At 64.9% G+C, this 26869-nt stretch carries 27 protein-coding genes; 16 read left to right on the plus strand and 11 right to left on the minus strand.

Translation table 11 applies throughout. The features are described 5' to 3' along the window. Positions 1-93: 93 nt before the first annotated feature. Positions 94-465 (minus strand): tRNA-binding protein, encoded by a 372-nt coding sequence (locus XH81_RS35805; RefSeq protein ID WP_028145069.1) that lies wholly within the window; start codon positions 463-465, stop codon positions 94-96. Between the two features lie 103 nt (positions 466-568). Here XH81_RS35805 and XH81_RS35810 point away from each other — a divergent pair, with 103 nt between their 5' ends. Then, entirely contained in the window at positions 569-928 is a 360-nt protein-coding gene (locus XH81_RS35810) for an ArsC family reductase (protein ID WP_028145068.1), read from the plus strand. Between the two features lie 3 nt (positions 929-931). Here XH81_RS35810 and XH81_RS35815 read toward each other — a convergent pair whose 3' ends face one another. Continuing rightward, positions 932-1579: a hypothetical protein gene (locus tag XH81_RS35815; protein ID WP_049801661.1), complete on the minus strand. Its 648-nt coding sequence runs from the start codon at positions 1577-1579 to the stop codon at positions 932-934. A 355-nt stretch (positions 1580-1934) separates the two neighbouring features. On the opposite strand from XH81_RS35815, the gene XH81_RS35820 reads away from it, so the two are divergent. The 7 genes from XH81_RS35820 to XH81_RS35850 all read left to right on the plus strand — a co-directional run bounded on the left by XH81_RS35820 (position 1935) and on the right by XH81_RS35850 (position 8414). Next, positions 1935-2690: an ABC transporter ATP-binding protein gene (locus XH81_RS35820; protein WP_018317619.1), complete on the plus strand. Its 756-nt coding sequence runs from the start codon at positions 1935-1937 to the stop codon at positions 2688-2690. Further along, a complete protein-coding gene (locus XH81_RS35825; RefSeq protein ID WP_028145066.1) occupies positions 2683-3429 on the plus strand; it encodes an ABC transporter ATP-binding protein in 747 nt (248 codons plus the stop codon). The genes XH81_RS35820 and XH81_RS35825 overlap by 8 nt, the downstream gene beginning before the upstream one ends. A 35-nt stretch (positions 3430-3464) precedes the next feature. After that, positions 3465-4688 carry an ABC transporter substrate-binding protein gene (locus tag XH81_RS35830; protein ID WP_028145065.1) on the plus strand — a complete coding sequence of 408 codons (1224 nt, stop codon included), beginning with the start codon at positions 3465-3467 and terminating at the stop codon, positions 4686-4688. A gap of 72 nt (positions 4689-4760) precedes the next feature. Next, positions 4761-5624, plus strand: a complete 864-nt coding sequence (locus XH81_RS35835; RefSeq protein WP_018317616.1) for a branched-chain amino acid ABC transporter permease — start codon at positions 4761-4763, stop codon at positions 5622-5624. 1 nt (position 5625) lies between these two features. Beyond that, entirely contained in the window at positions 5626-6594 is a 969-nt protein-coding gene (locus XH81_RS35840) for a branched-chain amino acid ABC transporter permease (protein ID WP_028145064.1), read from the plus strand. A 156-nt stretch (positions 6595-6750) separates the two neighbouring features. Continuing rightward, positions 6751-7395: a DUF47 domain-containing protein gene (locus tag XH81_RS35845; RefSeq protein ID WP_018317614.1), complete on the plus strand. Its 645-nt coding sequence runs from the start codon at positions 6751-6753 to the stop codon at positions 7393-7395. Between the two features lie 11 nt (positions 7396-7406). Next, on the plus strand, positions 7407-8414 hold the full coding sequence (locus XH81_RS35850) for an inorganic phosphate transporter (RefSeq protein ID WP_028145063.1): 1008 nt from the start codon (positions 7407-7409) through the stop codon (positions 8412-8414). Here XH81_RS35850 and sugE read toward each other — a convergent pair. Continuing rightward, positions 8407-8721, minus strand: a complete 315-nt coding sequence (gene sugE / locus XH81_RS35855; protein ID WP_028145062.1) for a quaternary ammonium compound efflux SMR transporter SugE — start codon at positions 8719-8721, stop codon at positions 8407-8409. The two genes, XH81_RS35850 and sugE, sit on opposite strands and share 8 nt — an antisense overlap. A gap of 174 nt (positions 8722-8895) precedes the next feature. Here sugE and XH81_RS35860 point away from each other — a divergent pair, with 174 nt between their 5' ends. The 8 genes from XH81_RS35860 (at position 8896) to XH81_RS35895 (ending at position 17622) form a co-directional block, all read left to right on the plus strand. After that, complete coding sequence (locus XH81_RS35860) at positions 8896-10518, plus strand: peptide chain release factor 3 (protein WP_028145061.1); 1623 nt, start codon at positions 8896-8898, stop codon at positions 10516-10518. Positions 10519-10618: 100 nt separating this feature from the next. Further along, positions 10619-11197 (plus strand): hypothetical protein, encoded by a 579-nt coding sequence (locus XH81_RS35865; RefSeq protein ID WP_028145060.1) that lies wholly within the window; start codon positions 10619-10621, stop codon positions 11195-11197. Between the two features lie 71 nt (positions 11198-11268). Continuing rightward, positions 11269-11853 (plus strand): NnrU family protein, encoded by a 585-nt coding sequence (locus XH81_RS35870; RefSeq protein ID WP_028145059.1) that lies wholly within the window; start codon positions 11269-11271, stop codon positions 11851-11853. A gap of 72 nt (positions 11854-11925) precedes the next feature. Beyond that, positions 11926-13518, plus strand: coding sequence for a class I adenylate-forming enzyme family protein (locus XH81_RS35875; protein WP_028145058.1), 1593 nt, complete (start codon positions 11926-11928; stop codon positions 13516-13518). Positions 13519-13685: 167 nt separating this feature from the next. Next, the gene (locus tag XH81_RS35880) at positions 13686-14339 is read left to right on the plus strand and encodes a tetratricopeptide repeat protein (RefSeq protein WP_028145057.1); all 654 of its coding nucleotides are present in this window, start codon (positions 13686-13688) and stop codon (positions 14337-14339) included. A gap of 48 nt (positions 14340-14387) precedes the next feature. Next, a complete protein-coding gene (locus XH81_RS35885; RefSeq protein WP_028145056.1) occupies positions 14388-14936 on the plus strand; it encodes a hypothetical protein in 549 nt (182 codons plus the stop codon). Between the two features lie 50 nt (positions 14937-14986). Beyond that, entirely contained in the window at positions 14987-16369 is a 1383-nt protein-coding gene (der, locus tag XH81_RS35890; RefSeq protein ID WP_028145055.1) for a ribosome biogenesis GTPase Der, read from the plus strand. Continuing rightward, entirely contained in the window at positions 16366-17622 is a 1257-nt protein-coding gene (locus XH81_RS35895; RefSeq protein ID WP_028145054.1) for a TCR/Tet family MFS transporter, read from the plus strand. The genes der and XH81_RS35895 overlap by 4 nt, the downstream gene beginning before the upstream one ends. A gap of 188 nt (positions 17623-17810) precedes the next feature. On the opposite strand, the gene XH81_RS35900 is transcribed toward XH81_RS35895, so the two are convergent. The 8 genes from XH81_RS35900 to XH81_RS35935 form a co-directional block, all read right to left on the minus strand. Next, positions 17811-19037, minus strand: a complete 1227-nt coding sequence (locus XH81_RS35900; protein ID WP_028145053.1) for an ABC transporter substrate-binding protein — start codon at positions 19035-19037, stop codon at positions 17811-17813. 168 nt (positions 19038-19205) lie between these two features. Continuing rightward, the gene (locus tag XH81_RS35905; RefSeq protein WP_028145052.1) at positions 19206-20348 is read right to left on the minus strand and encodes a hypothetical protein; all 1143 of its coding nucleotides are present in this window, start codon (positions 20346-20348) and stop codon (positions 19206-19208) included. Between the two features lie 91 nt (positions 20349-20439). Then, complete coding sequence (locus tag XH81_RS35910; protein ID WP_028145051.1) at positions 20440-21180, minus strand: SDR family NAD(P)-dependent oxidoreductase; 741 nt, start codon at positions 21178-21180, stop codon at positions 20440-20442. Positions 21181-21343: 163 nt separating this feature from the next. Then, a complete protein-coding gene (purF, locus tag XH81_RS35915; RefSeq protein WP_028145050.1) occupies positions 21344-22867 on the minus strand; it encodes an amidophosphoribosyltransferase in 1524 nt (507 codons plus the stop codon). 27 nt (positions 22868-22894) lie between these two features. Then, positions 22895-23524 (minus strand): CvpA family protein, encoded by a 630-nt coding sequence (locus tag XH81_RS35920; RefSeq protein ID WP_028145049.1) that lies wholly within the window; start codon positions 23522-23524, stop codon positions 22895-22897. A gap of 167 nt (positions 23525-23691) precedes the next feature. Next, positions 23692-25140 (minus strand): DNA repair protein RadA, encoded by a 1449-nt coding sequence (radA, locus tag XH81_RS35925; protein ID WP_038946489.1) that lies wholly within the window; start codon positions 25138-25140, stop codon positions 23692-23694. Between the two features lie 16 nt (positions 25141-25156). After that, positions 25157-25885, minus strand: a complete 729-nt coding sequence (locus tag XH81_RS35930) for a sulfite exporter TauE/SafE family protein (RefSeq protein ID WP_028145047.1) — start codon at positions 25883-25885, stop codon at positions 25157-25159. Between the two features lie 57 nt (positions 25886-25942). Then, entirely contained in the window at positions 25943-26860 is a 918-nt protein-coding gene (locus XH81_RS35935; RefSeq protein ID WP_028145046.1) for a ribokinase, read from the minus strand. Positions 26861-26869 lie beyond the last annotated feature (9 nt).

A 26869-nucleotide genomic window follows, 5' to 3' on the forward strand; every position in this document is an offset into this window, starting at 1 on the left:
GGATTTTGGTCAAGTCCGCGGGGCCGGGAAGAAGGAGGAGGATGTGGTTGCGAATGCCTCGACAGGGGCGACGCTGCGCTCGATCGCACGCGGCTAGAACAGCCGTCCTCCGTTCGGCACCGGCTTGCTCGGCTGCACCAGCACGACCTTGCCGTCGGCATCGGGGAAGCCGAGCGTCAGCACCTCGGAGATGACGGGTCCGATCTGGCGCGGCGGGAAATTGACGACGGCCGCGACCTGTTGTCCCACCAGCGTCTCGAGCGGATGGTTCTCGGTGATCTGCGCCGAGCTCTTGCGCACGCCGATCACCGGGCCGAAGTCGATCCACAGCCGAAAGGCCGGCTTGCGCGCCTCTGGAAACGGTTTCGCATCGACGATGGTGCCGACGCGGATATCGACCGCGAGGAAGCTGTTGAAGTCGATGGTCGGCGTGGCGGCGGCTGCGGGATCGTGGGTGACGTGCATGGGATGTCCGTTCGGCGAGTTGGCGTCGTTCGCAATATTGTCGCGCGAGGCGGAGTTTCGTACAACGCTGCGAACATCACGTACGCCATGCGCGAGGAACATCTTGCCCAACACCATCTACGGCATCAAGAACTGCGACACCATGAAGAAGGCGCGCGCCTGGCTCGACTCCCATGGCGTCGCATATGAATTTCACGACTACAAGACAGCGGGCGTAGACAAGGACAAGCTCAAGCACTGGAGCGACAAGGTCGGCTGGGAGAGTCTGCTCAATCGCGCCGGCACGACGTTCAAGAAGCTGCCCGATTCCGACAAGGAAGGCGTCACCGAGAAGAAGGCGCTGGCGCTGATGCTAGCGCAACCATCGATGATCAAGCGGCCGGTGTTGGAGATCGGCGGCAAGCTGCTGGTCGGCTTCAAGCCGGACATCTATGCCAAGGAAGTCGGAGCCAGGACGCGTTAGAGTCTAGTTCAGCTCGATGATCTCGTTGGTGACGCCGGGAGCCGGCTGGTCCGCGAACTCGACGACGTCGGCCGTCGCGATGCGGCCAGGCGCGCGATGGAAGAGATCGCGATCGATCACGGCGCGCAGTTTCGGGCGCGGCAGCGCGTCATTTCCGCGCATCAGATTCTTGATCTCGAAGCCGCCGTCCTCGCAGAAGGTCTTGACCGAGGCGATGACGTGGCAGACTTGGCCGCCCGTCTGGAAAGGTAGCAGCAGCCGTTCATACGCGACGATGCGTCCGTAGATGTCGTCGACATCGGCAACGCTGTAGACGGGCAGCCCGCGTGCCACGCATTCATAGTAAACCGGCATCACGAAGGGGGCGAGCCGCGGCCCGAGATAATCGTCGAGCAGAACGCCCTTGCCGGTATGTCCATAGGCGCGGGAGATGCGCGTGTTTTCGCTCTGGATGGTGAGGCGCGGCGCCGGCGTCGAAACGTCCACCGTATAATAGATGAGATCGAACAGCTCTTCCTCGAGCCGCGCAGGCTGATATTCCCAGACCGCCGGCGCGATCTGCTGGCGCGCATAAAGTCGCAGCCACGTGTTCAGGAGATCACGCTGCCTGATCGATTTGACGACGGACGGAGCGGCGCTTGCGAAATCCAAAACAATAATCCCGGAACGTCAAAACCAGCACATGATGTCTCCTGCGGGAAAATTTTCTATGAAGGCTGGCGCGCCGGACGAAAGACCGTTAACGACGGCTTGATGACCGGTGTCTTGCGAACCGGGAGGCCGGGCAGGCACGACATCAAAACATCTCCGACTAAGGGAGCATTTGTATCCCAGCCGGAGACCTGATCTGCTCAGCTTTCCGCCTTGCCTAACCCCCGTCACCTCCGGCATATTCCGCGCCCGGAGACGGCGTTCCGGATGGGCTCCAAGGATAGGCTCCAAGGCCCCCGGAAAGCCGAAGCAACAAGGATAGCCACGCGGCTCGCGCGGGCAGGGGGAAATCTGTTTGGCCGATGAGTTTATTCTCGAAACGGAAGGCTTGACCAAGGAGTTCGCGGGCTTCTTCGCCGTCCGTGACGTTGCGCTCAAGGTTCGCCGTGGGAGCATTCATGCGTTGATCGGCCCGAACGGGGCCGGCAAGACGACCTGCTTCAATCTTCTGACCAAGTTCCTGAAACCGTCCGCAGGAAAAATCCTCTACAAGGGGCAGGACATCACCGCGATGGCGCCGGCCGACGTGGCCCGCATGGGGCTGGTCCGTTCGTTCCAGATTTCGGCGGTGTTTCCGCATCTCACGGCGCTGGAGAACGTCCGTGTCGCGCTTCAGCGCCAGCACGGCTCTTCGTTCGATTTCTGGCGCTCCAAGTCGGTGCTCAACCGCTTCAACGATCGCGCGCGCGAATTGTTGAACGATGTCGGCCTGAACGAGTTTGCCAACACGCCCGCGGTCGAGATGCCCTATGGACGCAAGCGTGCACTGGAGATCGCAACCACGCTCGCGCTCGACCCGGAGATGATGCTGTTGGACGAGCCGATGGCGGGCATGGGCCACGAGGACATCGACAAGATCGCGGCGCTGATCAAGCGGATCTCGGCGAAATACACCATCCTGATGGTGGAGCATAACTTAAGCGTCGTGGCCAACCTGTCCGACATCATTACCGTGCTGACGCGCGGCCAGGTGCTCGCGCAGGGCCATTACTCGGAGCTCACCAAGGACGAGCGCGTCAAGGAAGCCTATCTGGGAGCCGGTCATGCCTGACACTGCGATCGCCGAGGCTCCGGCCAAGGCTGCGACCGGCGGAAACATCCTTCAAATCCGCAACCTGGAAGCCTGGTACGGCGAGTCTCACATCCTGCACGGGATCAACTTCGACGTGAACGCGGGCGAGGTCGTCACCCTGCTCGGGCGTAACGGCGCCGGTAAGACGACCACGCTGAAGTCGATCATGGGCATCATCGGCAAGCGTACCGGCTCGGTGAAGTTCAACAACCAGGAGATCATCCGCGCGACCTCCGACAAGATCGCGCGCATGGGCATCGCATTCTGCCCGGAAGAGCGGGGCATATTCTCCAGTCTCGATGTGCGGGAGAATTTGATGCTGCCGCCGGTGGTCCGCGAAGGCGGGCTGCCGCTCGATCAGATCTTCGATCTGTTCCCGAACCTGAAGGAGCGGCTCAACAGCCAGGGCACCAAGCTATCCGGTGGCGAGCAGCAGATGCTCGCGATCGCGCGCATCCTGCGCACCGGCGCGAGCTTCCTGATGCTGGACGAGCCGACCGAGGGCCTGGCTCCGGTCATCATCCAGCAGATCGGCCACACCATCGCGCGGCTCAAGAAGGAGGGGTTCACGATCCTCCTGGTCGAGCAGAATTTCCGCTTCGCATCCACCGTCGCCGACCGCTACTACGTGGTCGAGCACGGCAAGATCATTGACGGATTTTCCAATGCGGAGCTTGCCGCCAACATGGACAAGCTCCACACCTATTTGGGTGTCTAGAACTGCCAACGAGAAAATTCAAAAAGGAAAGTTGCATGAAGACGAAGTCGATTGCATCGTTGCTGCTGACCACCGCGCTCACCTTCGCCGTAACAGGCGTCGCCTCCGCGCAGGACAAGACCGTCAAGATCGGCGCGCTGTCCGATCAGTCCGGCCTCTACGCCGATCTCGGCGGTCCCGGCTCGACGCTTGCCGCACAGATGGCGGTTGAGGATTCCGGCCTGGCGGCGAAGGGCTGGAAGATCGACATCATCTCCGGCGATCACCAGAACAAACCCGACATCGGCACCGCGATCGCGCGGCAGTGGTTCGACGTCGACAAGGTCGACATCATCGTCGACGTGCCGAATTCCGGCGTGGCGCTCGCCGTCAACAACGTCATCAAGGAAAAGAACGGCGTCTACATCAATTCGGGCGCGGCGACCTCGGATCTCAGCAACGCGCAGTGCTCCCCCAACACCGTGCACTGGACCTACGATACCTACATGCTGGCCCACACCACCGGCCAGGCGCTGGTGAAGGCCGGCGGCGACACCTGGTTCTTCCTGACCGCCGACTATGCCTTTGGTGCGGCGCTCGAGCGCGACACCACGGCGGTCGTCACCGCCAACGGCGGCAAGGTGGTCGGCGGCGTCAAGCATCCGCTGAACACGCCCGACTTCTCGTCATTCCTGCTCCAGGCGCAGTCATCCAAGGCAAAGATCATCGGTCTTGCCAATGCCGGCGGCGACACCACCAACACGATCAAGCAGGCTGCCGAGTTCGGCATCGGCAAGGGCGGCCAGAAGCTCGCGGCGCTGCTGCTCTTCCTCACCGACGTCAAGGCGATCGGGCTGGAGACGGCGCAAGGCCTCAACTTCACCGAGACCTTCTACTGGGACATGAACGACCAGACCCGGGCGTTCTCGAAGCGCTTCGCTGACAGGATGAAGAACAACGCACCGCCCACCATGGTGCAGGCCGGCGTCTATTCGGGCGTGCGTCACTATCTCAAGGCGCTGGAAGCGCTCGGCGGCAATCCCCATGACGGCGTCAAGGTCGTCGAGAAGATGAAGTCGATGCCGACGGAGGACGATCTGTTCGGCAAGGGCGAGATCCAGCCCAACGGCCGCACCATCCACAACGCCTATCTGTTCGAGGTGAAGAAGCCCTCCGAATCCAAGGGGCCGTGGGACTTCTACAAGCTGGTCGGCACGGTGCCGGGCGATCAGGCTTTCACGCCGCTGTCCGAGAGCAAGTGCGCGCTCTTGAAGAAGTAAGATAACCGCCCGCAGGCCATCAGGCCCGCGGGCGACTTTCAGGGAACGCCGAAGGGACCGGGTGCGGGATCGATGCAGGCTCTATACGCTCAGCTACTGGTGGGACTGATCAACGGCTCGTTCTACGCGCTGCTCAGTCTCGGGCTTGCCGTGATTTTCGGCATGCTCAACATCATCAATTTCGCCCATGGCGCGCTCTACATGATGGGCGCCTTCGTTGCTTATTTCCTGTTGAGCCTCGGCGGCATCAACTACTGGTGGGCGCTGCTGATCGCACCCGTGATCGTCGGCATCTTCGGCATGATCCTGGAAAGGACCATGCTGCAATGGCTGACCGGGCTCGACCATCTCTACGGCCTGCTCCTGACCTTCGGCATCGCGCTGATCGTGCAGGGCGTGTTCCAGAACTATTTCGGCTCCTCCGGTCTGCCTTACGCCATTCCGGACCAGCTCAAGGGCGGCATGAATCTGGGCTTCATGTTCTTGCCGATCTATCGCGGCTGGGTGGTCGTGTTCTCGCTGGTCGTGTGTCTGGCGACCTGGTTCCTGATCGAGAAGACCCAGCTCGGCGCTTACCTGCGCGCCGCCACCGAAAATCCGACGTTGGTGCGCGCCTTCGGCATCAACGTGCCGCGCATGATCACGCTGACCTATGGTCTCGGCGTCGGCCTTGCCGCGCTCGCGGGCGTGCTCTCGGCGCCGATCAACCAGGTGCGGCCGCTGATGGGCGCCGACCTCATCATCGTCGTGTTCGCGGTGGTCGTGATCGGCGGCATGGGTTCGATCATGGGCTCCATCATCACCGGCTTCGCGCTGGGCGTGATCGAGGGTCTGACCAAGTATTTCTATCCCGAGGCCTCCAACACCGTCGTGTTCGTGCTGATGGTGCTGGTGCTCTTGGTGAAGCCAACGGGATTGACGGGAAGGGCGGCCTGATATGACAACCCTGACGGACGACACGCTGCCGGTGACCCCTCGCGCGATGCGCGACGAGATGATCGCTTTCGTCGTGATGGCGCTGCTGCTGGCGTCGGTGCCATTCACGGGCGTCTACCCGTTCTTCGTGATGCAGGCGCTGTGCTTTGCGCTGCTCGCCTGCGCCTTCAATCTGCTGATCGGCTATGGCGGCCTGTTGTCGTTCGGCCACGCCATGTTCCTGGGTACCGCCGGCTATTGCTGCGCGCATGCGCTGAAAGTGTGGGCGCTGCCGCCCGAGCTCGGCATCCTCGTCGGCATCGCCGCGGCTTTCGTGCTCTCGCTCATCACCGGCTACATCTCGATCCGCCGCCAGGGCATCTATTTCTCGATGATCACGCTGGCGCTGTCGCAGCTGCTGTACTTCATCTACCTCCAGGCCCCGTTCACCCACGGCGAGGACGGCATCCAGGGCATCCCACAGGGACACATGTTCGGCGTGTTCGATCTGTCCAAGCCGACGGTGCTCTATTACGTCGTGCTGGTGGGGTTCCTCGCCGGCTTCCTGCTGATCTTCCGTGTCATCAACTCGCCGTTCGGCGAGGTGCTGAAGGCGATCCGGGAGAATGAGCCGCGGGCGATTTCGCTCGGCTACCGGACCGACCAGTACAAGTTCCTGGCCTTCGTGCTGTCGGGAACCCTGGCCGGTTTTGCCGGTGCGCTGAAGGTGTTCGTGGCGCAGAACGCCTCGCTCACCGATGTCCATTGGTCGATGTCGGGCGAGGTCGTGCTGATGACGCTGGTTGGCGGCCTTGGAACCATCTTCGGCCCCGTGGTCGGTGCGTTCGCGATCATCGCCATGCAGCAATATCTCGCGGGCTTCGGCCAGTGGGTGACGGTAATCCAGGGCTCGATCTTCGTAATCTGCGTGCTCACCTTCCGCCGCGGCGTCATCGGCGAAATCGCGCATTACTTCCGGCGATCTCTCTAAGTAGCTGATTCAGAAGTGGTTTACCGGCCGCCTGAAAGCGGTGGATGATCCGGCTCCGCGGGCGTGAGATGACACGCGCGCGGATCGAAAATGGTCTATGACAGTTTCATGACGGCCCGACAGGGCCGGGCCATTTCCAACCGGTAGCCTACCCCCATGATGCGATGGTTTCGTGCTTTCCTTCCCAAGGAAGAACGGTTCTTTGACCTGTTCGACCGGCATGCCCAGACGGTGATCCAGGGCTCCATCGCGCTCCAGGGTATGCTGAACGGGGGCGAGGAGACGCCGGTCTATTGCCAGCGCGTCAACCAGTTCGAGAATGATGCCGACAACATCACCCGAGAGGTGCTGACGGCGGTGCGCCGCACCTTCATCACCCCGTTCGACCGCGGCGACATCAAGAACCTGATCACGTCGATGGACGACGCCATCGACCAGATGCAGCAGACGGCCAAGGCGGTGATGCTGTTCGAGGTCCGCACCTTCGAGCCGCCCATGCGCGAGATCGGCGGGCTTCTGATCGAATGCGCCAATCTGGTCGGCCGCGCGCTGCCGCTGATGCAGTCGATCGGCCCGAATGTCGCCATGCTGACCGCGATCACGGAGGAGCTCGGCAAGCTCGAGGGCCGCGTCGACGATCTCCACGACATCGGCTTGAAGGAGCTGTTCCTCAAGCATCGCGACGGCAATGCGATGGACTTCATCGTCGGCGTCGAGATCTACGACCACCTCGAGAAGGTGGCGGATCGCTTCGACGACGTTGCGAACGAGATCAACAGCATCGTCATCGAGCAAGTTTAGGACAGGCCGCTGTGGATGCCGCGTTGGGTCTTCCCGTCCTGGTCGGCTTGATCGCCGTCGCGCTGCTGTTCGATTTCCTGAACGGCCTGCACGATGCCGCCAATTCGATCGCGACCATTGTCTCGACCCGCGTGCTGCGACCGCAATTCGCGGTATTCTGGGCCGCGTTCTTCAATTTCGTCGCCTTCATGGTGTTCGGCCTGCACGTTGCCCAGACCATCGGCACCGGCATCATCGATCCCTCGATCGTCGATGCCCAGGTGATCTTCGCGGCCCTGGTCGGCGCCATCGTCTGGAACCTCGTGACCTGGGCGCTCGGCATCCCGTCCTCGTCGTCGCATGCGCTGATCGGCGGGCTCGTCGGCGGCGGCATGGCCAAGGCCGGGATCTCGGCTGCGGTGTGGAGCGGATTGACCAAGACGGTGCTGGCGATCGTGCTGTCGCCGCTGATCGGCTTCCTGCTCGCGATGATGCTGGTGGCGATCGTGTCCTGGGCCTCGGTGCGCTCGACGCCTTTCGCGGTCGATCGCGCCTTCCGTATCCTGCAATTCGCCTCCGCCTCGCTCTATTCGCTCGGCCATGGCGGTAACGATGCGCAGAAGACCATGGGCATCATCGCGGTGCTGCTCTATTCGCAGGGCCATCTGGGCAGCGACTTCTCGGTGCCGTTCTGGGTGGTGCTGTCCTGCCAGGCGGCGATGGCGCTGGGCACCCTGATGGGCGGCTGGCGCATCGTCCGCACCATGGGCCTGCGCATCACCAAATTGACCCCGATGCAGGGCTTTTGCGCCGAGACCGGCGGGGCCGCGACTTTGTTCATGGCAACCTATCTCGGGGTTCCCGTCTCCACCACGCACACCATCACCGGCGCCATCGTCGGCGTCGGTGCCGCCCGCCGCGTCTCGGCGGTGCGCTGGAACGTTGCCAGCTCGATCGTCTACGCCTGGGTGATCACGATCCCGGCCTCGGCCATCGTGGCGGCGCTGACCTGGTGGGCGGTCAAGATCTTCGTCAAGTAACGAGCTTCAGCCCGACGATCCCGGCGACGATCAGCCCGATGCTGGCAAGACGGAGGGCCGTGGCCGGCTCGCCGAACAGGATGATGCCCAGTGTTGCGGTGCCGACCGCGCCGATGCCGGTCCAGACCGCATAGGCGGTTCCAACGGGCAGGGATTTGAGCGCGAGCCCGAGCAGGATGACGCTGCCGGCCATGGCCACGAGCGTGACGACGGACGGAACAAGCCTGGTAAAGCCCTCGGTGTATTTCAGGCCGATCGCCCAGGTGATCTCGAGAAGGCCCGCGACGAACAGGATGCTCCAGGCCATGACGACCCTCCATTCAAGGCAGGGTCGTCCCCGCGGCTAACGTGCTGATGGGCTGGGGAGGCCGTCCTCCCCCAAGGCCAGTATGGCCAAGGCCGATATGGGGCTGGCCGGGGGGCTCCGCAATCACCAAATGAGGCTTGATCAGGCCCGTTTTCCCTGCCACACGCTCCCGCCATGTCCGACATCGCCATCACCACAGCCGAATTGCCGGCCCGTTCCCCGCTTGCCGCCGAAGTGGCGCGGCGGCGCACGTTTGCGATCATCTCCCATCCCGACGCCGGCAAGACCACGCTGACCGAAAAGCTGCTGCTGTTCGGCGGCGCCATCAATCTCGCCGGCCAGGTCAAGGCCAAGGGCGAGCGGCGCAACACGCGATCGGACTGGATGAAGATCGAGCGCGAGCGCGGCATCTCGGTCGTGACCTCGGTGATGACCTTCGAGTTCGAGCGCCTCGTGTTCAACCTCCTGGACACGCCGGGCCACGAGGACTTTTCGGAAGATACGTATCGCACCCTCACGGCGGTCGATTCCGCCGTGATGGTGATCGACGCCGCCAAGGGCATCGAGGCGCGCACCCGAAAGCTGTTCGAGGTGTGTCGTCTTCGGGATATCCCGATCATCACCTTCATCAACAAGATGGATCGCGAGAGCCGCGACGTGTTCGAGCTGCTCGACGAGATCGAGAAGACGCTGGCGCTCGACACCACGCCGATGACTTGGCCGGTCGGACGCGGCCGCGACTTCCTCGGCACCTACGACGTCGTCAATGGCGGCGTGCGCCTGCTCGAAGGCGGCGGCGCCAAGACCGGCGCGGCGCAGCAGATCGAGATCGCCGAGCTCGCCAAGCTCAACGCCAATCTCGACGTTTCCGCGGTCAAGGACGAGCTCGAGCTCGTCACCGAAGCGTCAAAACCGTTCGAGCTCGACGCGTTCCGCGAGGGCCACCTGACGCCGGTCTATTTCGGCAGTGCGCTGCGCAATTTCGGCGTCGGCGACCTCCTGGAAGGCCTCGGCAAGTTCGCGCCCGAGCCGCGCGCGCAGGACAGCGACCAGCGCAAGGTCGAGGCCACCGATCCGCGCATGAGCGCCTTCGTGTTCAAGATCCAGGCCAATATGGATCCGAACCACCGCGACCGCATCGCCTTTGCGCGCCTCTGCTCGGGCAAGCTCAGCCGCGGCATGAAGGCCAAGCTGGTGCGCACCGGCAAGAGCATGCCGCTGTCGAGCCCGCAATTCTTCTTCGCGCAGGACCGCTCGGTCGCGGATGAAGCCTTCGCTGGCGACGTCGTCGGCATTCCCAATCACGGCACGCTGCGCATCGGCGACACGCTGACCGAAGGCGAGGATTTCAACTTCGTCGGGGTGCCGAGCTTTGCGCCGGAAATCGTTCGCCGCGTCCGTCTCACCGACGCGATGAAGGCTAAGAAGCTGAAGGAAGCGCTGCAGCAGATGTCGGAAGAGGGCGTGGTGCAGGTGTTCCGCCCGCGCGACGGAGCGCCGGCGCTGGTGGGTGTCGTCGGCGCGCTGCAGCTCGACGTGCTGAAGGCGCGGCTGGAGGCGGAGTATTCGCTGCCGGTCGAATTCGAGGTCAGCGAATTCCAGCTCGCGCGCTGGGTCTCCTCGGAGGACCGCAAGAAGCTCGACACCTTCATCGCCGCCAATACCTCCAGCATCGCCGACGACGTCGACGGCGATCCCGTGTATCTGGCGAGGAACGAATTCTATCTCGGCTACACCAAGGAGCGCGCCGAGGGCATCGAGTTCACCAACGTCAAGGACGTCAAGAAGAAGGGGTAGGGCGGCGCCTCATCTTGCGCGCGAGCATGTGAACCCGCGCGGGCTTGACGCGTGCATGGACGATGCCACTTTTGTCGAAGTGACATCGCGAACTCGCATCATGTGGCGCGGCATCCTCGTTTTCATCCTATTGGCGATCTCTACGATCGCTGCCGACGCGAGGCCGCGGCAGATCAATCCGATCCCGTTCGCGCACGAGCCCTGCAGCGTGCTCGACGGCCGCCCCTGCACGCCGTCCTATTGCAGCCCGCTCGAGCCCGGTCCCTGCATTCCCGAGATCGACTATCCCTACGGCCAGAATCTCCAGCTCACCATCCAAAGCGTCCCATCAGAGGCCGATCGCGCCAAATACCAAAAGCCCGATCACGATCTCGACACGATCGGCGACCTCTTCGCCGAGTTGCGTAGCTGCTGGTCGCCGCCATCGGACAATGCGCGCGCGGGCATGCAGATGTCGGTGCGTTTCAGCTTCAACAGGGCCGGAGGCCTGATCGGCCCGCCGCGCCTCACATTCGCGACCGCCGGCGTCCCCGCCGACACCCGCACGACCTATCTGAAGGCGATCAACGCATCGCTGAATGCCTGCCTGCCGCTGAAATTCACTGGCGGGCTCGCCGGCGCCCTGGCCGGACGGCCGATCGCGATCCGGTATGTCGACAATCGGCAGGTCGCTCAGTAGCGCGCGAGTTGCGACCCGCGGCCAATCGATGATACGCCATTGGCGGGGGCTGCTTTACGGGGGAGGATGTCGTGGGTCTGCTGGTCATGATCCTGGGGCTTGCGCTGTTTTTTGCGACCCATGTGTTCACCACCAAACGTGAGGCGCGCGCGCAGGCAATCGCAAGGCTGGGCGAGGGGACCTACAAGATTCTCTATGCCGTGGTCTCGCTCGCGGGGCTCGCGTTGATCATCTGGGGTTTTGCCCACTACCGCAGCTCCGGCTGGATCGACGTCTGGTATCCGCCGAAGGCGATGAAGCACATCACGCTCGCGCTGATGCTGCCCGCGGTCATCCTGGTGGTCGCCTCTTACCTGCGCGGCCGCATCTACGCGACGCTGAAGCATCCGATGCTGGCCGGCATCAAGCTGTGGGCGGCGGCGCATCTGCTCGCCAACGGCGATCTCGGCTCCATCATCCTGTTCGGCTCGTTCCTGGGCTGGGCGGTATACGACCGCATTTCGCTCAAGCATCGCACCGATAGCGGTGGCCCGCCGATCCCGGTGGGCGGCGTCAGCAATGATCTGATTGCGATCGTCGTCGGCGTCGTCGCCTATCTCGCGCTGGCCTTCGCGTTCCATCCGGTCGTGATCGGTGTTCCCGTGATCGGGGTCTAGCCGGTCAGCACAAGACGAAACCCGATGTCCATGCGCGGAAGGCAATAAGAGCAACAAGCCGAGGGCCCTTCGATGGACTGGTCGCAATCTCAGATCCCGCCGATGCGGTTCGAGGCGCGCTTTGGCGATCGGGTGGTGCCGGCCTTTTGCGACCGGCCGGCGAGCGTGTGGGAGATGATCGCGCAAGCCCGCGCCCGCAATGCCGATGGCGAGGCGCTGATCGCAGGCAATGTCCGGCTGAGCTGGCGGCAGGCCGTGGAGCAGGCAGCGCAGATCGCCGCGGGCTTCCGCAAGCTTGGCCTGCAGCGCGGCGACCGCGTCGCGATCCTGCTCGGCAACCGCATCGCATTTCCGCTGCTGCTGTTTGCCGCCGCGCATGAGGGGCTGGTCACGGTGCTGCTCAGCACGCGCCAGCAGAAGCCGGAGATCGCCTATGTCCTCGCCGATTGCGGCGCCAGGATCCTGATCCACGAAGCAGGGCTCGCAGAGCGGCTGCCCGATGCGCAGGAGGTGCCCGATGTGATCCATCGCATCGCCGTCGACGACGATCCGGCTCGCTCGCGCTTCGCCGCGCTCGCCGACAATCCGCCGGCGCCAGCGCCGGTCGAGGTGAGCGAAGAGGACACGGCGATGATCCTCTACACCTCGGGCACCACAGGCAAGCCGAAGGGCGCGATGCTGGCCCATTGCAACATCGTCCATTCCTCGATGGTGTTCGCGTCCTGCCTGCAATTGACGCAGGCGGATCGCTCGATCGCGGCAGTACCTCTCGGCCATGTCACCGGCGTCGTCGCCAACATCACGACCATGATCCGCTGTGGCGGAGCGCTGATCATCATGCCGGAGTTCAAGGCCGCCGATTACCTCAAACTCGCCGCGCGCGAGCGGGTCACCTACACGGTGATGGTGCCGGCGATGTACAATCTCTGCCTGCTGCAGCCCGATTTCGACGGCTACGATCTGTCGAGCTGGCGCATCGGCGGCTTCGGCGGCGCGCCGATGCCGGTCGCGACCATCGAGAAGCTCAAGGCGACGATTCCCGGACTGAAGCTGATGAACTGCTACGGTTCGACCGAGACGACGTCGCCTTCGACGATCATGCCGGGCGAGTTGACCGAGAGCCACATCGACAGCGTCGGCCTGCCGTGTCCCGGCGCGCGCATCGTCGCGATGGATCCGGATGGGCGCGAGCTGCCCCATGGCGAGATCGGCGAGCTCTGGATCCAGAGCGCCTCCGTCATCAAGGGCTATTGGAACAACCCGAAGGCCACCGCCGAAAGCTTCACCAGCGGATTCTGGCACTCCGGCGATCTCGGCTCGGTCGATGCGGAAGGGTTCGTCCGCGTGTTCGACCGGCAGAAGGACATGATCAATCGCGGCGGCCTGAAGATCTATTCGGCCGAGGTCGAATCCGTGCTGGCCGGCCATCCCGCGGTGATCGAGAGCGCGATCATCGCCAAGGCCTGCCCGGTGCTGGGCGAGCGTGTCCACGCCGTGGTGGTGACACGCAGCCCGGTCGCCGACAGCGACTTACGGGCTTGGTGCGCCGAGCGTCTGTCCGACTACAAGGTTCCCGAGACCATGGCGATCACGCCGGACCCGCTGCCGCGCAATGCCAACGGCAAGGTGCTGAAGCGGCAGCTCCGGGAGCTCCTGGGCGCTTGAGCCGGGCAGGCGCCATCCGGGCTCTCCCGGGTGGTTAACGCCTTGATCGGGCTCGCTTTGCCTTGCCAGCGCCATATCGTTAGGGTACCTCGCCGCCACGTGGGGGACGGGATTCCTGACGCGAACGCTTCCGCGCGCGTACCCGGATGGGCATGGGATTAGCATAAGTGTCTGAATTATTTAACGAAGTCGACGAGGAAGTACGTCGCGAACAGCTCAAGAAGCTGTGGGATAGATATTCGATCTACTTCATCGCCCTGATGGTGCTGGTTGTGGCCGGCGTCGGCGGCTGGCGCGGGTATCAATATCTGGAGGCCAGGAAGGCCGCCGAGGCCGGCGCCGCCTTCGAGAGGGCCGCCGAGCTGTCCGACCAGGACAAGCATGCCGAGGCCGAGGCCGCCTTCACCGAACTCGCCGCCAAGGCGCCGTCGGGCTATCGCACCCTGGCGCGGCTGCGTGCCGCGGCCGAGGCGGCGCCCCGCGACGCCAAGGCTGCCGCCAAGATGTATGACGACATCGCTGCCGACCGCAGCGTCGGCGGTGAGTGGCAGGATCTGGCCAAGGTCCGCGCCGCCGGCCTGCTGCTCGACAGCGCGTCCTATGCCGACATGCAGCAGCGGCTCGAGCCTTCCGCAGCGCCCAAATCGACCTTCCGCCACAGTGCCCGCGAGATGCTGGCGCTGTCGGCCTGGCGCAACAACGACATGACCGCGGCCCGCAAATGGCTCGACGCGATTAGCGAGGACGGCGAAACGCCGCCCGGCCTGCGCTCGCGCGCCGAGGCGCTCCAGGCCCTGCTTCCGCCCGTCGCCAAGAGCTGAGCAAAAAGAGCTGACGACGGGCCCTCTGACGTAAACGAGACACACAAGATGCGCCGTACGCCACGCTTGATCGCAGCCGCCGTCCTGATCGCCTTCACGGGTGTCCTGGGCGGCTGCTCCAGCTTCGATCCAAGCGACATGCTCGACTTCCTCGACACCAAGAAGAAGCTGCCGGGCGACCGCAAGCCGGTCTTCCCGGAGGGCGTGCCGGGCCTCGAGCAGGGCGTCCCGAAGGACATGTACAAGGGCGCGCAGCAGCAGCCCGATCCGAACGCACCTGCCGTCGCGGCTTTGCCCGCCGAGCCGCCGCCCGAGGCCAAGCCGGCGAAGGGAGCCCACGCAAAGAAGACAAGGCAGCCGGCCGCCGCAGCCGTCGCGCCCGCGGAGGCGCCCGCCGGCGAAGTTGACGGCGAGGCCCAGCCGGAGGCGGCGCCGGCCACGGCCGCTCCGCCGCCCAAGCACAAGATCGTCCGCAAGCGCACCACCGCACCGCCGCCAGATCAGCCGGTCCAGCAGGCGCAACCGACCCAGACCACGCAGCAGCAGACGCAGGGCGGCTTCCCGGCGCCGCTGCCGAGCGGCAGCTTCTCGCGCTAATAATTCCACCTGCATTGACAGGCGCAGCCCCGGCAGCGCACGAATGACCGATGTCCTTCACGATTGCCATTATCGGCCGGCCCAATGTCGGCAAATCGACGCTGTTCAACCGCCTGGTCGGACAGAAGCTCGCGCTCGTCGACGACCTGCCGGGCGTCACCCGCGACCGCCGCGAGGGTGAGGCGAGGCTCGGCGATCTCGAATTCACCATCATCGATACCGCCGGCCTCGACGAGGGCGCCAAGGGCTCGCTGACCGCGCGCATGCAGGAGCAGACCGAGACCGCGATCGCGCAGGCCGACGCGCTGTTCTTCGTCATCGATGCCCGCGTCGGCCTCACCCCCACCGACCGCGCCTTCGCCGATTTCGCCCGCAAGGCCAACAAGCCCGTGCTGCTGGTCGCCAACAAGAGCGAAGGCAAGCATGGCGATGCCGGCGCGATGGAATCCTTTGCACTCGGCCTCGGCGATCCCATCCAGATCTCGGCCGAGCATGGCGAGGGCATGGGAGAGCTCTACGATGAGCTCGCCAAGCTGATGCCGGAGCCCGGCGACGACGACGAGACCGAGGACGACGAGCCGCTCACCGAGGAAGAGGCCGCGACGCGCCCGATCCGGGTCGCCATCGTCGGCCGGCCCAATGCCGGCAAGTCGACGCTGATCAACCATCTGCTCGGCGAGGAACGCCTGCTGACGAGCCCGGAGGCCGGCACCACGCGCGATTCCATCGCGGTCGAGATCAACTGGAAGGGCCGCGAGTTTCGCGTGTTCGATACCGCCGGTCTCCGCCGGCGCTCCCGCATCGAGGAGAAGCTGGAAAAGCTCTCGGTCGCCGACGCCCTGCGTGCGGTCCGTTTTGCCGAAGTCGTCGTGATGATGATGGATTCGCAGAACCGCTTCGAGGAGCAGGATTTGCGCATCGCCGATCTGATCGAACGCGAGGGCCGCGCGGTCGTGCTCGCCGTCAACAAATGGGACCTGATGGAGAGCAAGGGGGGCGGCGCGATCTCGGGCCTGCGCCGCGATGCCGACCATTGGCTGCCGCAGATCAAGGGCGTGCCGATCGTCGCGGTCTCGGGCCTGATGGGCGAGGGCATCGATCGGCTGATGCAGGCAATCCAGGACGCCTACGCGCTCTGGAACCGGCGCGTGTCGACTTCGGCGTTGAACCGCTGGTTCGAGCAGGCTGTCCAGGCCAATCCGCCGCCCGCCGTGTCCGGCCGACGGCTCAAGCTCAATTACATCACGCAGACCAAGGCGCGCCCGCCGAGCTTTGTACTGTTCTGCTCGCGCGCGGACGCGGTGCCGCAGTCCTATCTGCGCTACCTCATCAATTCCATGCGCGAGACTTTCGAACTGCCGGGCACGCCGGTGCGCATTACTCTCCGTGAAAAGGCCAATCCCTTTGCGCACAAGCGCAAGCGCCCGTCGTGAGTGACGGCGCCGGCGAGGCGACGGCGCAAGGCGCCGTGCCGGCGAGGCGCGGCGCGGTCGCCTTCATCTTCGTCACCATCCTCTTGGACATGCTCGCGCTCGGCGTGATCATGCCGATCCTGCCGAAGCTGATCGAGAGCTTCGTCGACAACGATACCGCCCACGCCGCCCGCATCTTCGGCCTGTTCGGCACCGCCTGGGCGCTGATGCAGTTCGTGTTCTCGCCGTTGCTCGGCGCGCTGTCGGACCGTTTCGGGCGGCGGCCGGTGGTGTTGCTGTCGAATTTCGGCCTTGCCGCCGACTACGTGCTGATGGCGCTGGCGCCGTCCCTGGTGTGGTTGTTCGTCGGCCGCGTCATCTCCGGCATCACCTCGGCCAGCATCTCGACGGCCTTTGCCTATATCGCCGACATCACGCCGCCGGAGCGGCGCGCGGCGGTCTTCGGCCGGATTGGCGCGGCGTTCGGCGCCGGATTCATTCTTGGGCCAGCGCTCGGCGGCCTGCTCGGCGATATCGATCCGCGCTTGCCGTTCTGGGCGTCGGCAGCCCTCAGCTTCGCCAATGCGCTCTATGGGCTATTCGTCCTGCCGGAATCGCTCGCGCCCGACAAGCGCGCGCCGTTCCGCTGGCGGAGCGCCAGTCCGGTCGGGGCGCTCCGCCTATTGCGCTCCAATGCAGTGCTCGCTGCGTTGTCCGTCGTCAATTTCATCGCGCAGGTCGCACATGTCGTGCTGCCCTCGACCTTCGTGCTCTATGCGACCTATCGCTACGGTTGGGATTCCAAGACCGTGGGATTGACGCTGGCGATGGTCGGCATCTGCGCCATGGTGGTGCAGGGGCTTGCGATCGGCCCGATCGTGCGCGTGCTCGGCGAGCGGAACGCGCTGTTGCTGGGCCTGTGTTGTGGCGCGCTCGGCTTCGTCGTCCTGGGCGCTGCGCCGACCGGGCCGCTGTCCTGGATCGGGATTCCCATTCTGGCGCTGTGGGGCATCTCGGGTGCCGCGTCGCAGGCATTGATGACGCGGCTGGTCGCGGCCGAGCAGCAGGGCCAGCTCCAGGGCGCGACCGCGAGCGTGCAGAGCGTCTCGCAGCTCGTCGGCCCGTTCCTGTTCACGCTGACCTTTTCCTATTTCATCAGCGCGGGCGCGCCGCTGCATCTGCCCGGCGCACCGTTCCTGCTCGCGGCAGCGCTGATGGTGGTCTGCGTGGCGATCGCGGTGCGGACGCTGGGGGCGGCGAAGGCAGGATCGTAGGGTGGGCAAAGGCGCGCCGCGCCGTGCCCACCATCTGTTCATGATAGCAAGAAGTCGTGGGCACGCTTCCGCCGCCGCTCTTCGAGCTATGGCGGACAAGTCGCTTTGCCCACCCTACGGCAGTGGAGAATGCCGCGCGAGATCCCGGGTTCGATGCTTCGCATCGCCCCGGGATGACCGCTATGCGGTCACTTCTTTACCAGCGGGCAGTCGCTGTCCTTGAGCGGCTTGGCCGCGTCTTCCGCCGAGATCGTGGCGATCTGCTTGTAATAGTCCCACGGCCCCTTCGACTCCTCGGGCTTCTTCACCTCGAACAGGTAAGCGGGGATGAGGCGGCGGCCGTCCTGGCGCAGCGGACCGTTGCCGAACAGCGGATCGTCGGTCGGCAGCTCCTTCATCTTGGCGACGACCTTGGCGCCGTCATGCGGATTGCCGCCGAGTGCGTCCATCGCCTTCAGATAGTGCAGCACCATCGCGTAGTTGCCGGCCTGCGTCATCGAGGGCATCGCGTTCTTGCTGGCCAGCGCCGAGAAACGCTTGGACCATTCGCGGGTCTTGTCGTTCAGGTCCCAGTAGAACGATTCGGTGAAGGTCAGGCCCTGGGCGGTCTTGAGGCCCAGCGAATGCACGTCGTTGATGAACAGCAGCAGGGCCGCGAGCTTCTGGCCGGCGGAGACGATGCCGAATTCGGCCGCCTGCTTGATCGAGTTCGTGGTGTCGCCGCCGGCGTTGGCAAGGCCTACCACCTTGGACTTGGAGGATTGCGCCTGCAGCAGGAAGGATGAGAAGTCCGCGGTATTGATCGGATGCTTGACGCTGCCGAGCACCTTGCCGCCGTTCGCGGTCACGACCGCCGTGGTGTCGCGTTCGAGCGCGTGGCCGAAGGCATAATCCGCAGTCAGGAAGAACCAGCTGTCGCCGCCGGCCTTGGTCAGCGCCTTGCCGGTGCCGTTGGCCAGCATGTAGGTGTCATAGGTGTAGGAGATCGTGTTCGGCGTGCAGGCCTTGCCGGTGAGGTCGGCGGAGGCGGCGCCGGAATTCAGCAGCACCGCATTCTTTTCCTTGACAAGGTTGCTGACCGCCAGGGCGACACCGGAGTTCGGCGTGTCGGCGATCGCGTCGACCTTCTCGTTGTCGATCCACTGCCGGGCGATGTTGACGCCGACGTCGGGCTTGTTCTGGTGATCGCCGCTGATGACGTCGATCTTCCAGCCCTTCTTGAGCAGGCCGGAATCCTCGACCGCCATCTTGATCGCAACCACGGAGTTGGGGCCGCCGATGTCGGCATAGAGGCTCGACATGTCGTTGAGCACGCCGATCTTGACGGTCTTGTCCTGCGCGTAGGCGGATGTTGCAAAACCGAAGGCGGCACAGGCCAGAAGGGCCGCGGAGCGGCGCGCGAACGTCGTCGTCATAAAAGGTTTCCTCCCTTGTCAAATATGCGGACGGCTCTCTTGCGGAGCCTTGTTCCGGCTGATTGGCTCTAGCCTTTCCCAGGGCCGGCGGCAATGCGCCTAAAGCCGGATGACGCTGCGTCGTAGCGTCATCCTTCGGTTAACTTTTGGGCAAAATGCGTTGAGACGCTATTTGAGCGCGTCCGATGTCAGCTTGAATTTCTGGATGCGCTTTCCGGTATCGACCTCGGCGGTATAGACGTTACCCCTCGCGTCGATCGCCATGGCATGCACCCAGTGGAATTGACCGGCGTTGCGGCCGTTGTGCCCGAAGCTGCCGACCACGCTACCATCTTCGCGCTTGATGACCCTGATCTCGTTGTTCTCGCCATCGGCGCTGAGCAGATAGGTCTGCTTCGGATCGGGCCAGATCGCGACGTCCCACACCGCGCCGTTGCCGAGTGTGTTCTTCTCGAAGAAGAACTCCTTCACGAAGCTGCCGTCCTTCCTGAACACCTGGATACGGTTGTTGATGCGGTCGCAGACATAGACGAGGCCGTCATTGGCAAGCTTCACGCAGTGGACCGGGTTGCCGAATTGCTGCGCGACCTGCGCCTTGGGATCGTAGGGCGCCTGCTTGGCGTCGTCGGGCTTGTTGCCGTAGGCCCCCCAGTGTCGCTTGTAGGCCAGCGTCGTCGCATCGAACACGATGACACGGCGGTTGCCGTAGCCGTCGGCGACGTAGATTTCGTTCGCCTCCTTGTCGAGTGCGGTCTCGGCGGGCTTGCCGAGCTGCGTCGTGTCGTTGCTGCCGAGGCTCGGGGCGAACTTGCCGATCTGGGCGACGAACTTGCCGTCGAGCGTGAACTTCAAAATGGCGTTGTCGTTGTCGGCATTGCCGCCGACCCAGACGAAGCCGCGCTCGTCGACCTCGATGCCGTGCTCGCGGCCGACCCATTCATAGCCCTGGCCGGGACCGCCCCAGGACCGCAGCAGATTGCCGTCGGCGTCGAACTCGAGCACGGGCGGCGCCGACACGCAGCATTTCGAGCGCGGAGGAGTGAGGCTTGCGCCTTTCTCGTCGTCGGTGAGCGAGCGCGGGCGATGGATCACCCAGATATGGCCCTGCCAGTCGACCGTGATGCCGCCGACCTGGCCGAGGATCCAGTTGTTGGGCAGCTGCTTCGGCCAGGAGGCATCGACCGCGAAGGTCGGGACGTCGCCGGCATTCGATGCAACCGGAGACGCGAGCGCGACGGCTGCGATCAGAATGGAGAGTGCGTGACGTGCGAGCGCAGACGCAAAGCCTGCGCGATCATGCCATGGCGCCATGGCAACCTCCCTTTTTTGGCGCGCGGCTTGCTGCCGCTTGCGCGCGGGCAGTCAATCGCGGGGAGGCAGGCGAGTCAATCGGGCAAGGAAATTACGCAGGCGAGCGGAAGCTCATCAGGTTGCGGGTCTTGTAGTCATAGAACTTGCCGGTCTCGGTCCAGTCAGGCGCGCACATCGGCACGATGAATTCGGCGACCTGCTCGGGCGTGTCGAGCGTCGCGGGGTCTTCGCCCGGCATCAGCGTGGCGCGCATGCGGGTGCGGACCGGGCCGGGGTTGAACAGGTTGACGCGGAGCTTCGTGTTCGCGGTCTCCTGCGCCCAGGCGCGCGCCAGCGTCTCCAGCGCGGCCTTGGACGCTGCGTAGGGGCTGACATAGGCGGTCGCCTTGTTGGCGGCGCCCGAGGTGATGAACACGGCGCGGCCCGCATCCGACTGCTTCAGCAGCGGCTCCATGCAGCGGATCAGCTGGAAGTTGGCGGAGACGTTCACGGCCATCACGTCGGTGAAGGTCTTCAGCTCGATATGGCCGATCGGCGAGGAGGGACCGAGCACGCCGGCATTGCCGACGAGGATGTCGAGCTTGCCATAGCGCTCGTGCAGGCCGGCGCCGAGCCGCGCGATGCCGTCGGAATCGGTGAGGTTGAGCGGCACCAGGGTGGCGCTGCCGCCGATCTTCCGGATCTCGTCATCGAGCTCCTCGAGCCCGCCTTGCGTGCGCGCCACCGCCACGATATGCGCGCCGGCTTTGGCGAGCGCGATCGCGGTGGCATAGCCGATGCCGCGCGAGGCGCCGGTGACGAGAGCAATGCGATCAGCGAGGAGTTTTGTCATGGCGGGGTTTTACAGGCGTGGATGGCCGGGACAAGCCCCCATCCGCATCTGTCATTTCCGGGATGGTGCGAAGCACCAGACCTCAGATGCGCAATCGCGCATCGGGGAATCTCGAGATCCCGGGCTCGATGCTTCGCATCGCCCCGGGATGACGACTACGCCGTCAGCTCGCCTCAGCCAGCAGGGACAGCTGCCGGGGCTGCTGCTCGGTCTGGGTCTGGTCGGTGAGGTGAGTCGGATAGGCGCCGGTAAAACAATGATCCGAGAACTTCGGATTGGCCGGGTCGCGGCCGGGCTCGCCCATGGCGCGGTACATGCCGTCGATCGACAGGAAGGCGAGCGAGTCGGCGCCGATGATCTCGCGCATCTCCTCCAGCGAATGCGTCGCGGCCAGGAGGCCGCCGCGGTCGGGCAGGTCGATGCCGTAATAATCGGGATAGAGGATCGGCGGCGAAGCGAGGCGGAAGTGCACTTCCTTGGCGCCGGCATCGCGCATCATGCGCACGATCTTCTTCGAGGTGGTGCCGCGCACCAGCGAGTCGTCGATCAGGATGATGCGCTTGCCTTCGATCGCGGCGCGGTTGGCCGAATGCTTCATGCGCACGCCGGATTCGCGGATCGCCTGCGTCGGCTGGATGAAGGTGCGGCCGACATAGTGGTTGCGGATGATGCCGAGCTCGAACGGCACGCCCGAATGCTGGCTGTAGCCGACCGCGGCGGGCACGCCGGAATCCGGCACCGGCACGACGACGTCGATCGGCACGTGGCTCTCGCGCGCGAGCTGCGCACCGAAGGCCTTGCGGACCTCGTAGACCGAGCGGCCGTGGACGATGGAGTCCGGACGGGCGAAATAAATGTATTCGAAGATGCAGGGACGCGGCGCCATCGGCGGGAACGGCTTGTGGATGTCCTGGCCGTTCTCGTCGAACACGATGACTTCGCCCGGCTCGATGTCGCGGATGAAGCGCGCGCCGATGATGTCGAGCGCGCAGGTCTCCGAGGTCAGGATCGGGCAGCCGTCGAGCTCGCCGAGCACCAGCGGGCGGATGCCACGCGGATCGCGCGCGCCGACCAGCTTCTTGTTGGTCAGCGAGACCAGCGCATAGGCACCCTCGATCTCGCGCAGCGCGTCGATGTAGCGCTCGATGAAGCGGCTGCGCCTGGAGCGCGCGACCAGATGCAGGATCACCTCGGTGTCGGTGGTCGACTGCATCATGGCGCCGTGGCGCACCAGCTCGCGGCGCAGCGTCAGGCCGTTGGTGAGGTTGCCGTTATGGGCGACCGCCAGACCGCCGGCATTGAGCTCGGCGAACAGCGGCTGCACGTTGCGCAGGATGGTGGCGCCGGTGGTGGAGTAGCGGACATGGCCGACGGCCATATTGCCGGGGAGGCGGTCGATCACTTCGCGGCGGGAGAAGGTGTCGCCGACGAGGCCGAGGCGGCGTTCACTGTGGAAGCGGCTGCCGTCGTAGGAGACGATGCCGGCGGCTTCCTGGCCGCGGTGCTGAAGGGCGTGCAGACCAAGCGCGGTGATGGCGGCGGCGTCCGGGTGACCATAGATGCCGAAGACGCCGCATTCCTCGCGCAGCGTATCTCCTTCCAGGTCGTCCTGAACCTCTAGAGCGGCCGGGCTTGGGCCGGCGTTTGGATCGAGATCAAGTTGGGCGTCCTGGTCAGGGTGTCGCATCTCGTCCGCGCCTCTCTTTAAGGGCAATCAACGCGCCGCAGGTTTCTCGATCAGTTTCTTCAAACTGTCACGAGCAGGTTTACTGTATCCGTCGCCACTGCCCGAAGGCTGCTGCTCGGATTCAGCTTGATCATCATCTGGTTTGTTTTTCTTGAATCTCTTCAAGATGGTGTTCTCGGGGTCGTCAGGCAAGAGGGCCATTAGCCAATCCCCGGTTCCCTGGAGCACAACGCGGGATTTGGCCCCCGTCACCCAGTCCGGGCGCTGCTTGTCCGGAACCAGCCAGGTGAAGAACAGGAAGGCGACCACGACGATCAAAAGCCCGCGAGCCAGGCCAAACAGGAAGCCGAGGGTGCGGTCCAGCGCGCCGATCCTGGAATCCAGGATCATGTCGGAGATCCGGACCGTGATCACGGAGACCACGACCAGGGTGCCGACGAAAACGCCGGCGACGACGACCACGCTCGCGACGGTATCGTTGTTGAAATAGCTCTTGGCGGTCGGCAGCAGCTTTGAGAAGGAGTACAGCGTCACGATCGCCGCGGCGCCCCAGGCCGCGATCGACAGGATTTCGCGCATGAAGCCGCGGACCATCGCGAGCAGGCCCGAGATCAGCATCACACCGAGCAGGATCAGGTCGAGGAGTGTTACTGGCATCGGCTGGTCTGGTCCGCTCGTACGTCGAAGGTGCTCTAGCGAATCGGTGTTTGGCCGCTGCCCTAAAAGAGGGGCAGACGGCGTTCCCGGCAAGGCCGCAACCACGCAATCCCATGCTGCTTTTGTGACGGCTGTATAGCGGCGGGGGCCTCCGGCGTCACCTCCACCTAACCCTCTCCACGGCGGAATCTTGCCGGTGTGGCATTTTTCTCTGCCGGCGCGTTCGATTCGCCCCGGCGCGAGCCCTTGGCGGCAATCTCTGCGACCAATGTCGTCAGGCTGTTGACCGCGTTCAGGGACAGTCCGGCGTCACCGCCGGCATCCCCGCCTCGGGCCGATTCGGGCAGCACGGCGCGCTTGAAGCCCAGCTTAACCGCCTCCTTGAGCCGGGCCGGGGTCTGCGCCACCGGCCGGATCACGCCAGAGAGCGAAATCTCGCCGAAATAGACCGCGTCGGTGGGTAACTGCGCGTTAACCAGGGAGGACACCAGCGCGGCCGCGGCGGCCATGTCGGCCGCGGGCTCGTGGATGCGCAAGCCTCCCGCCACGTTCAGATAGACGTCGTGGCCCGACAGCTTGACCCCGCAATGGGCCTCCAGCACCGCCAGCACCATCGAGAGCCGACTCTGATCCCAGCCCACCACGGCCCGTCGCGGGGTGCCGAGCGAGGTCGGCGCCACCAGCGCCTGCAATTCGACCAGGACGGGCCGCGTGCCCTCGATGCCCGCGAACACTGCGGTGCCGGGCGTGCCGAGATCACGCTCGGACAGGAACAGCTCGGAGGGATTGGTGACCTCGCGCAGGCCAAGGCCCGTCATTTCGAACACGCCGATCTCGTCGGTCGGGCCGAAACGGTTCTTCACGGCGCGCAGGATGCGGAACTGCTGCGAGCCTTCGCCCTCGAACGACAGCACGGCGTCGACCATGTGCTCGACCACGCGGGGGCCGGCAATCTGGCCGTCCTTGGTGACATGGCCGACCAGGATGATGGCCGCACCGGTTTTCTTCGCAAAGCGGATCAGCGCCTGCGCCGAGGCGCGCACCTGGGTCACCGTACCCGGCGCGGATTCCACCGTGTCGGTCCACATCGTCTGGATCGAATCGATCACGATCAACCGCGGGACCGCGCCCTCGGACAGCGTCGAGACGATGTCCTCGACCGAGGTCTCGGCGGCGAGCTGCACCGGCGCATCGGACAGCCCGAGCCGTTCGGCGCGCAGGCGCACCTGCGCGACGGCTTCTTCGCCGGAGATGTAGACGATGCGGTGGCCGGCGCGTGCCATCATGCTGGTGGCCTGCGTCAGCAATGTCGACTTGCCGATGCCGGGATCGCCGCCGACCAGCAGCACCGAGCCGCGCACGAAGCCGCCGCCGGTGACGCGGTCGAGCTCGGTCATCCCTGAGGACAGGCGCGGCGCATCCTGGGTTTTCCCCGACAGGCTCTCCAGCGCAAACGTCCGTCCCTTACGCTTGGAGCGGATCGAGACGGGGATGCTGCCGCTGGTGTCCTCCTCGGCAAGCGTATTCCACTCGCCGCAGGATTCGCACTTGCCCTGCCAGCGGTTATAGGCCGCGCCGCAGTTCTGGCAGACGAAGGAAAGCGTGTTCTTGGCCATGGGGCGTCAATCGTGCTCAGGGAGATTGCGTCGCGTTCCATAGCATGGAGAGCCCGGCCGCGACCATGATCGCGTCCATCAGCAGGCGGAACACGTCCGGCTTCAGGTGCAGCACGAAGCGTTTTGCGATGAAGGCGCCCGACATCAGCGAGGCACCCGCGATCAGGCCCTTCATGAAGACATCGCCGGTCAGCGCGCCGAAACGCTCGAAGGTCACCGATTTCGCGAAGTAGAGGCCGAGCGAGGAGGCCGCCTCGGTGGCGAGGAAAGCGCCCTTGCTGAGTCCGTAGAACAGGAACAGCGGCACGCTGAGCGGGCCGGTCGAGACCACGATGCCGGTGAGATAGCCGATCACGGCGCCGCCGATCGCCAGATGCCAGAGATTGGCCTTGAGGTCGTGCCGCGCCAGCCAGTGCCGCACCGGCACCATCGCGATCAGGAATATGCCGATGGCGAGGTCCACCGCATGAGAAGGCAGCGCCAGCAGCGTCCGTGCGCCGAGCACGGCGGCCGGAATGCCCGTGACCGAATAGGCCGCGCAGGCCCGCCAGTCGACCTCTCGCCACCAGGCCAGGATCCGCGAAAAGTTCGCCATCACGGACGCGACCGCCATGATCGGCACCGCTTCCTTCGGCCCATAGGCATAGACCAGCACCGGCATCAGCATGATCGACGAGCCGGTGCCCACGATGCCTGAAATGGTGCCGGCGACGAGGCCGACGATGAGGACGAAGAGGAAGGCCAAAACGCTCTCCACGAATCGGGAGAGTTTAGCCGCGGGCAGCGATATGGGCGATTCGTGCTAGGCGAGGGAACCTATTGCGCTACGCATCGGCATGCCGGTCTGGGCGCCGGCTTTGAGGCATTTCAATGCGGCGGCTTCGCAGCTCACATCGAGCGCAATCTGCAGCGACACGCCTTCGCTCAGCATGGCCGCGAACGCGCCGACAAAGGTGTCGCCAGCGCCGGTCGTGTCCACCGGCGTGATCCGTGGAGCAGCCGCGCGGAAGCGGGAGCCGTCGGCCGTCACCGCCAGCGCGCCTTGCGCGCCGGCGGTCACGATGCAGGTCAGGTCGCCGGCCCTGGCGAGGTCCGCGGCAGCGGCCTCGTAACTGGACGTAGCGAGGTCGATGGCGCCGGCGGCGTCCAGCGCCTCGTGCTCGTTGACGAGGAGATGGTCGGTCACGGCAAGAAGCTTTGTCACCATCTCGCGGGTCATCCTCTCCGGGACGGGCGCGAGATTCCAGACGACGGTGCCGGCGGCCAATGTCGTCCTGCGCGCAGCCTCGAGCGCCTGCGCGAAGGGCACTTCCATCTGAAGCACCAGCACCGTGTCGGGACCAAACAGCCTGGCCGGGAGATCCCCGGCATTCGCGGCCATGTTGGCGCCGCTTGCGACCGTGATCGCATTCTCGCCGGCCTGGTCGACCGTGATAAAGGCGCAGCCGGTCGGCTCGTCGGCCCCGACGACGAGGCCGGTGTCGACTTCGTTGGCCCGGAGGTTCTCGATCGCGCTGTTGCCAAACCCGTCCCGGCCGACGCGGCCCGCCATCCGGACTTGTCCCGGTCCCGCGATCCGCGCGGCGGCAACGGCCTGGTTGGCGCCCTTGCCGCCGAAATGCGTCTGGTAGGACGGCGCGAGCACCGTCCGGCCGGGGCCTGGAATGATCGGGACCTTCGCGACGAGGTCGATGTTGAGCGACCCGAACACCAGGATCATGGTGGAGAG

Origin of the sequence: Bradyrhizobium sp. CCBAU 25360 (assembly GCF_028128695.1) — a bacterium.
In the GTDB taxonomy this organism is placed as follows: domain Bacteria; phylum Pseudomonadota; class Alphaproteobacteria; order Rhizobiales; family Xanthobacteraceae; genus Bradyrhizobium; species Bradyrhizobium ottawaense.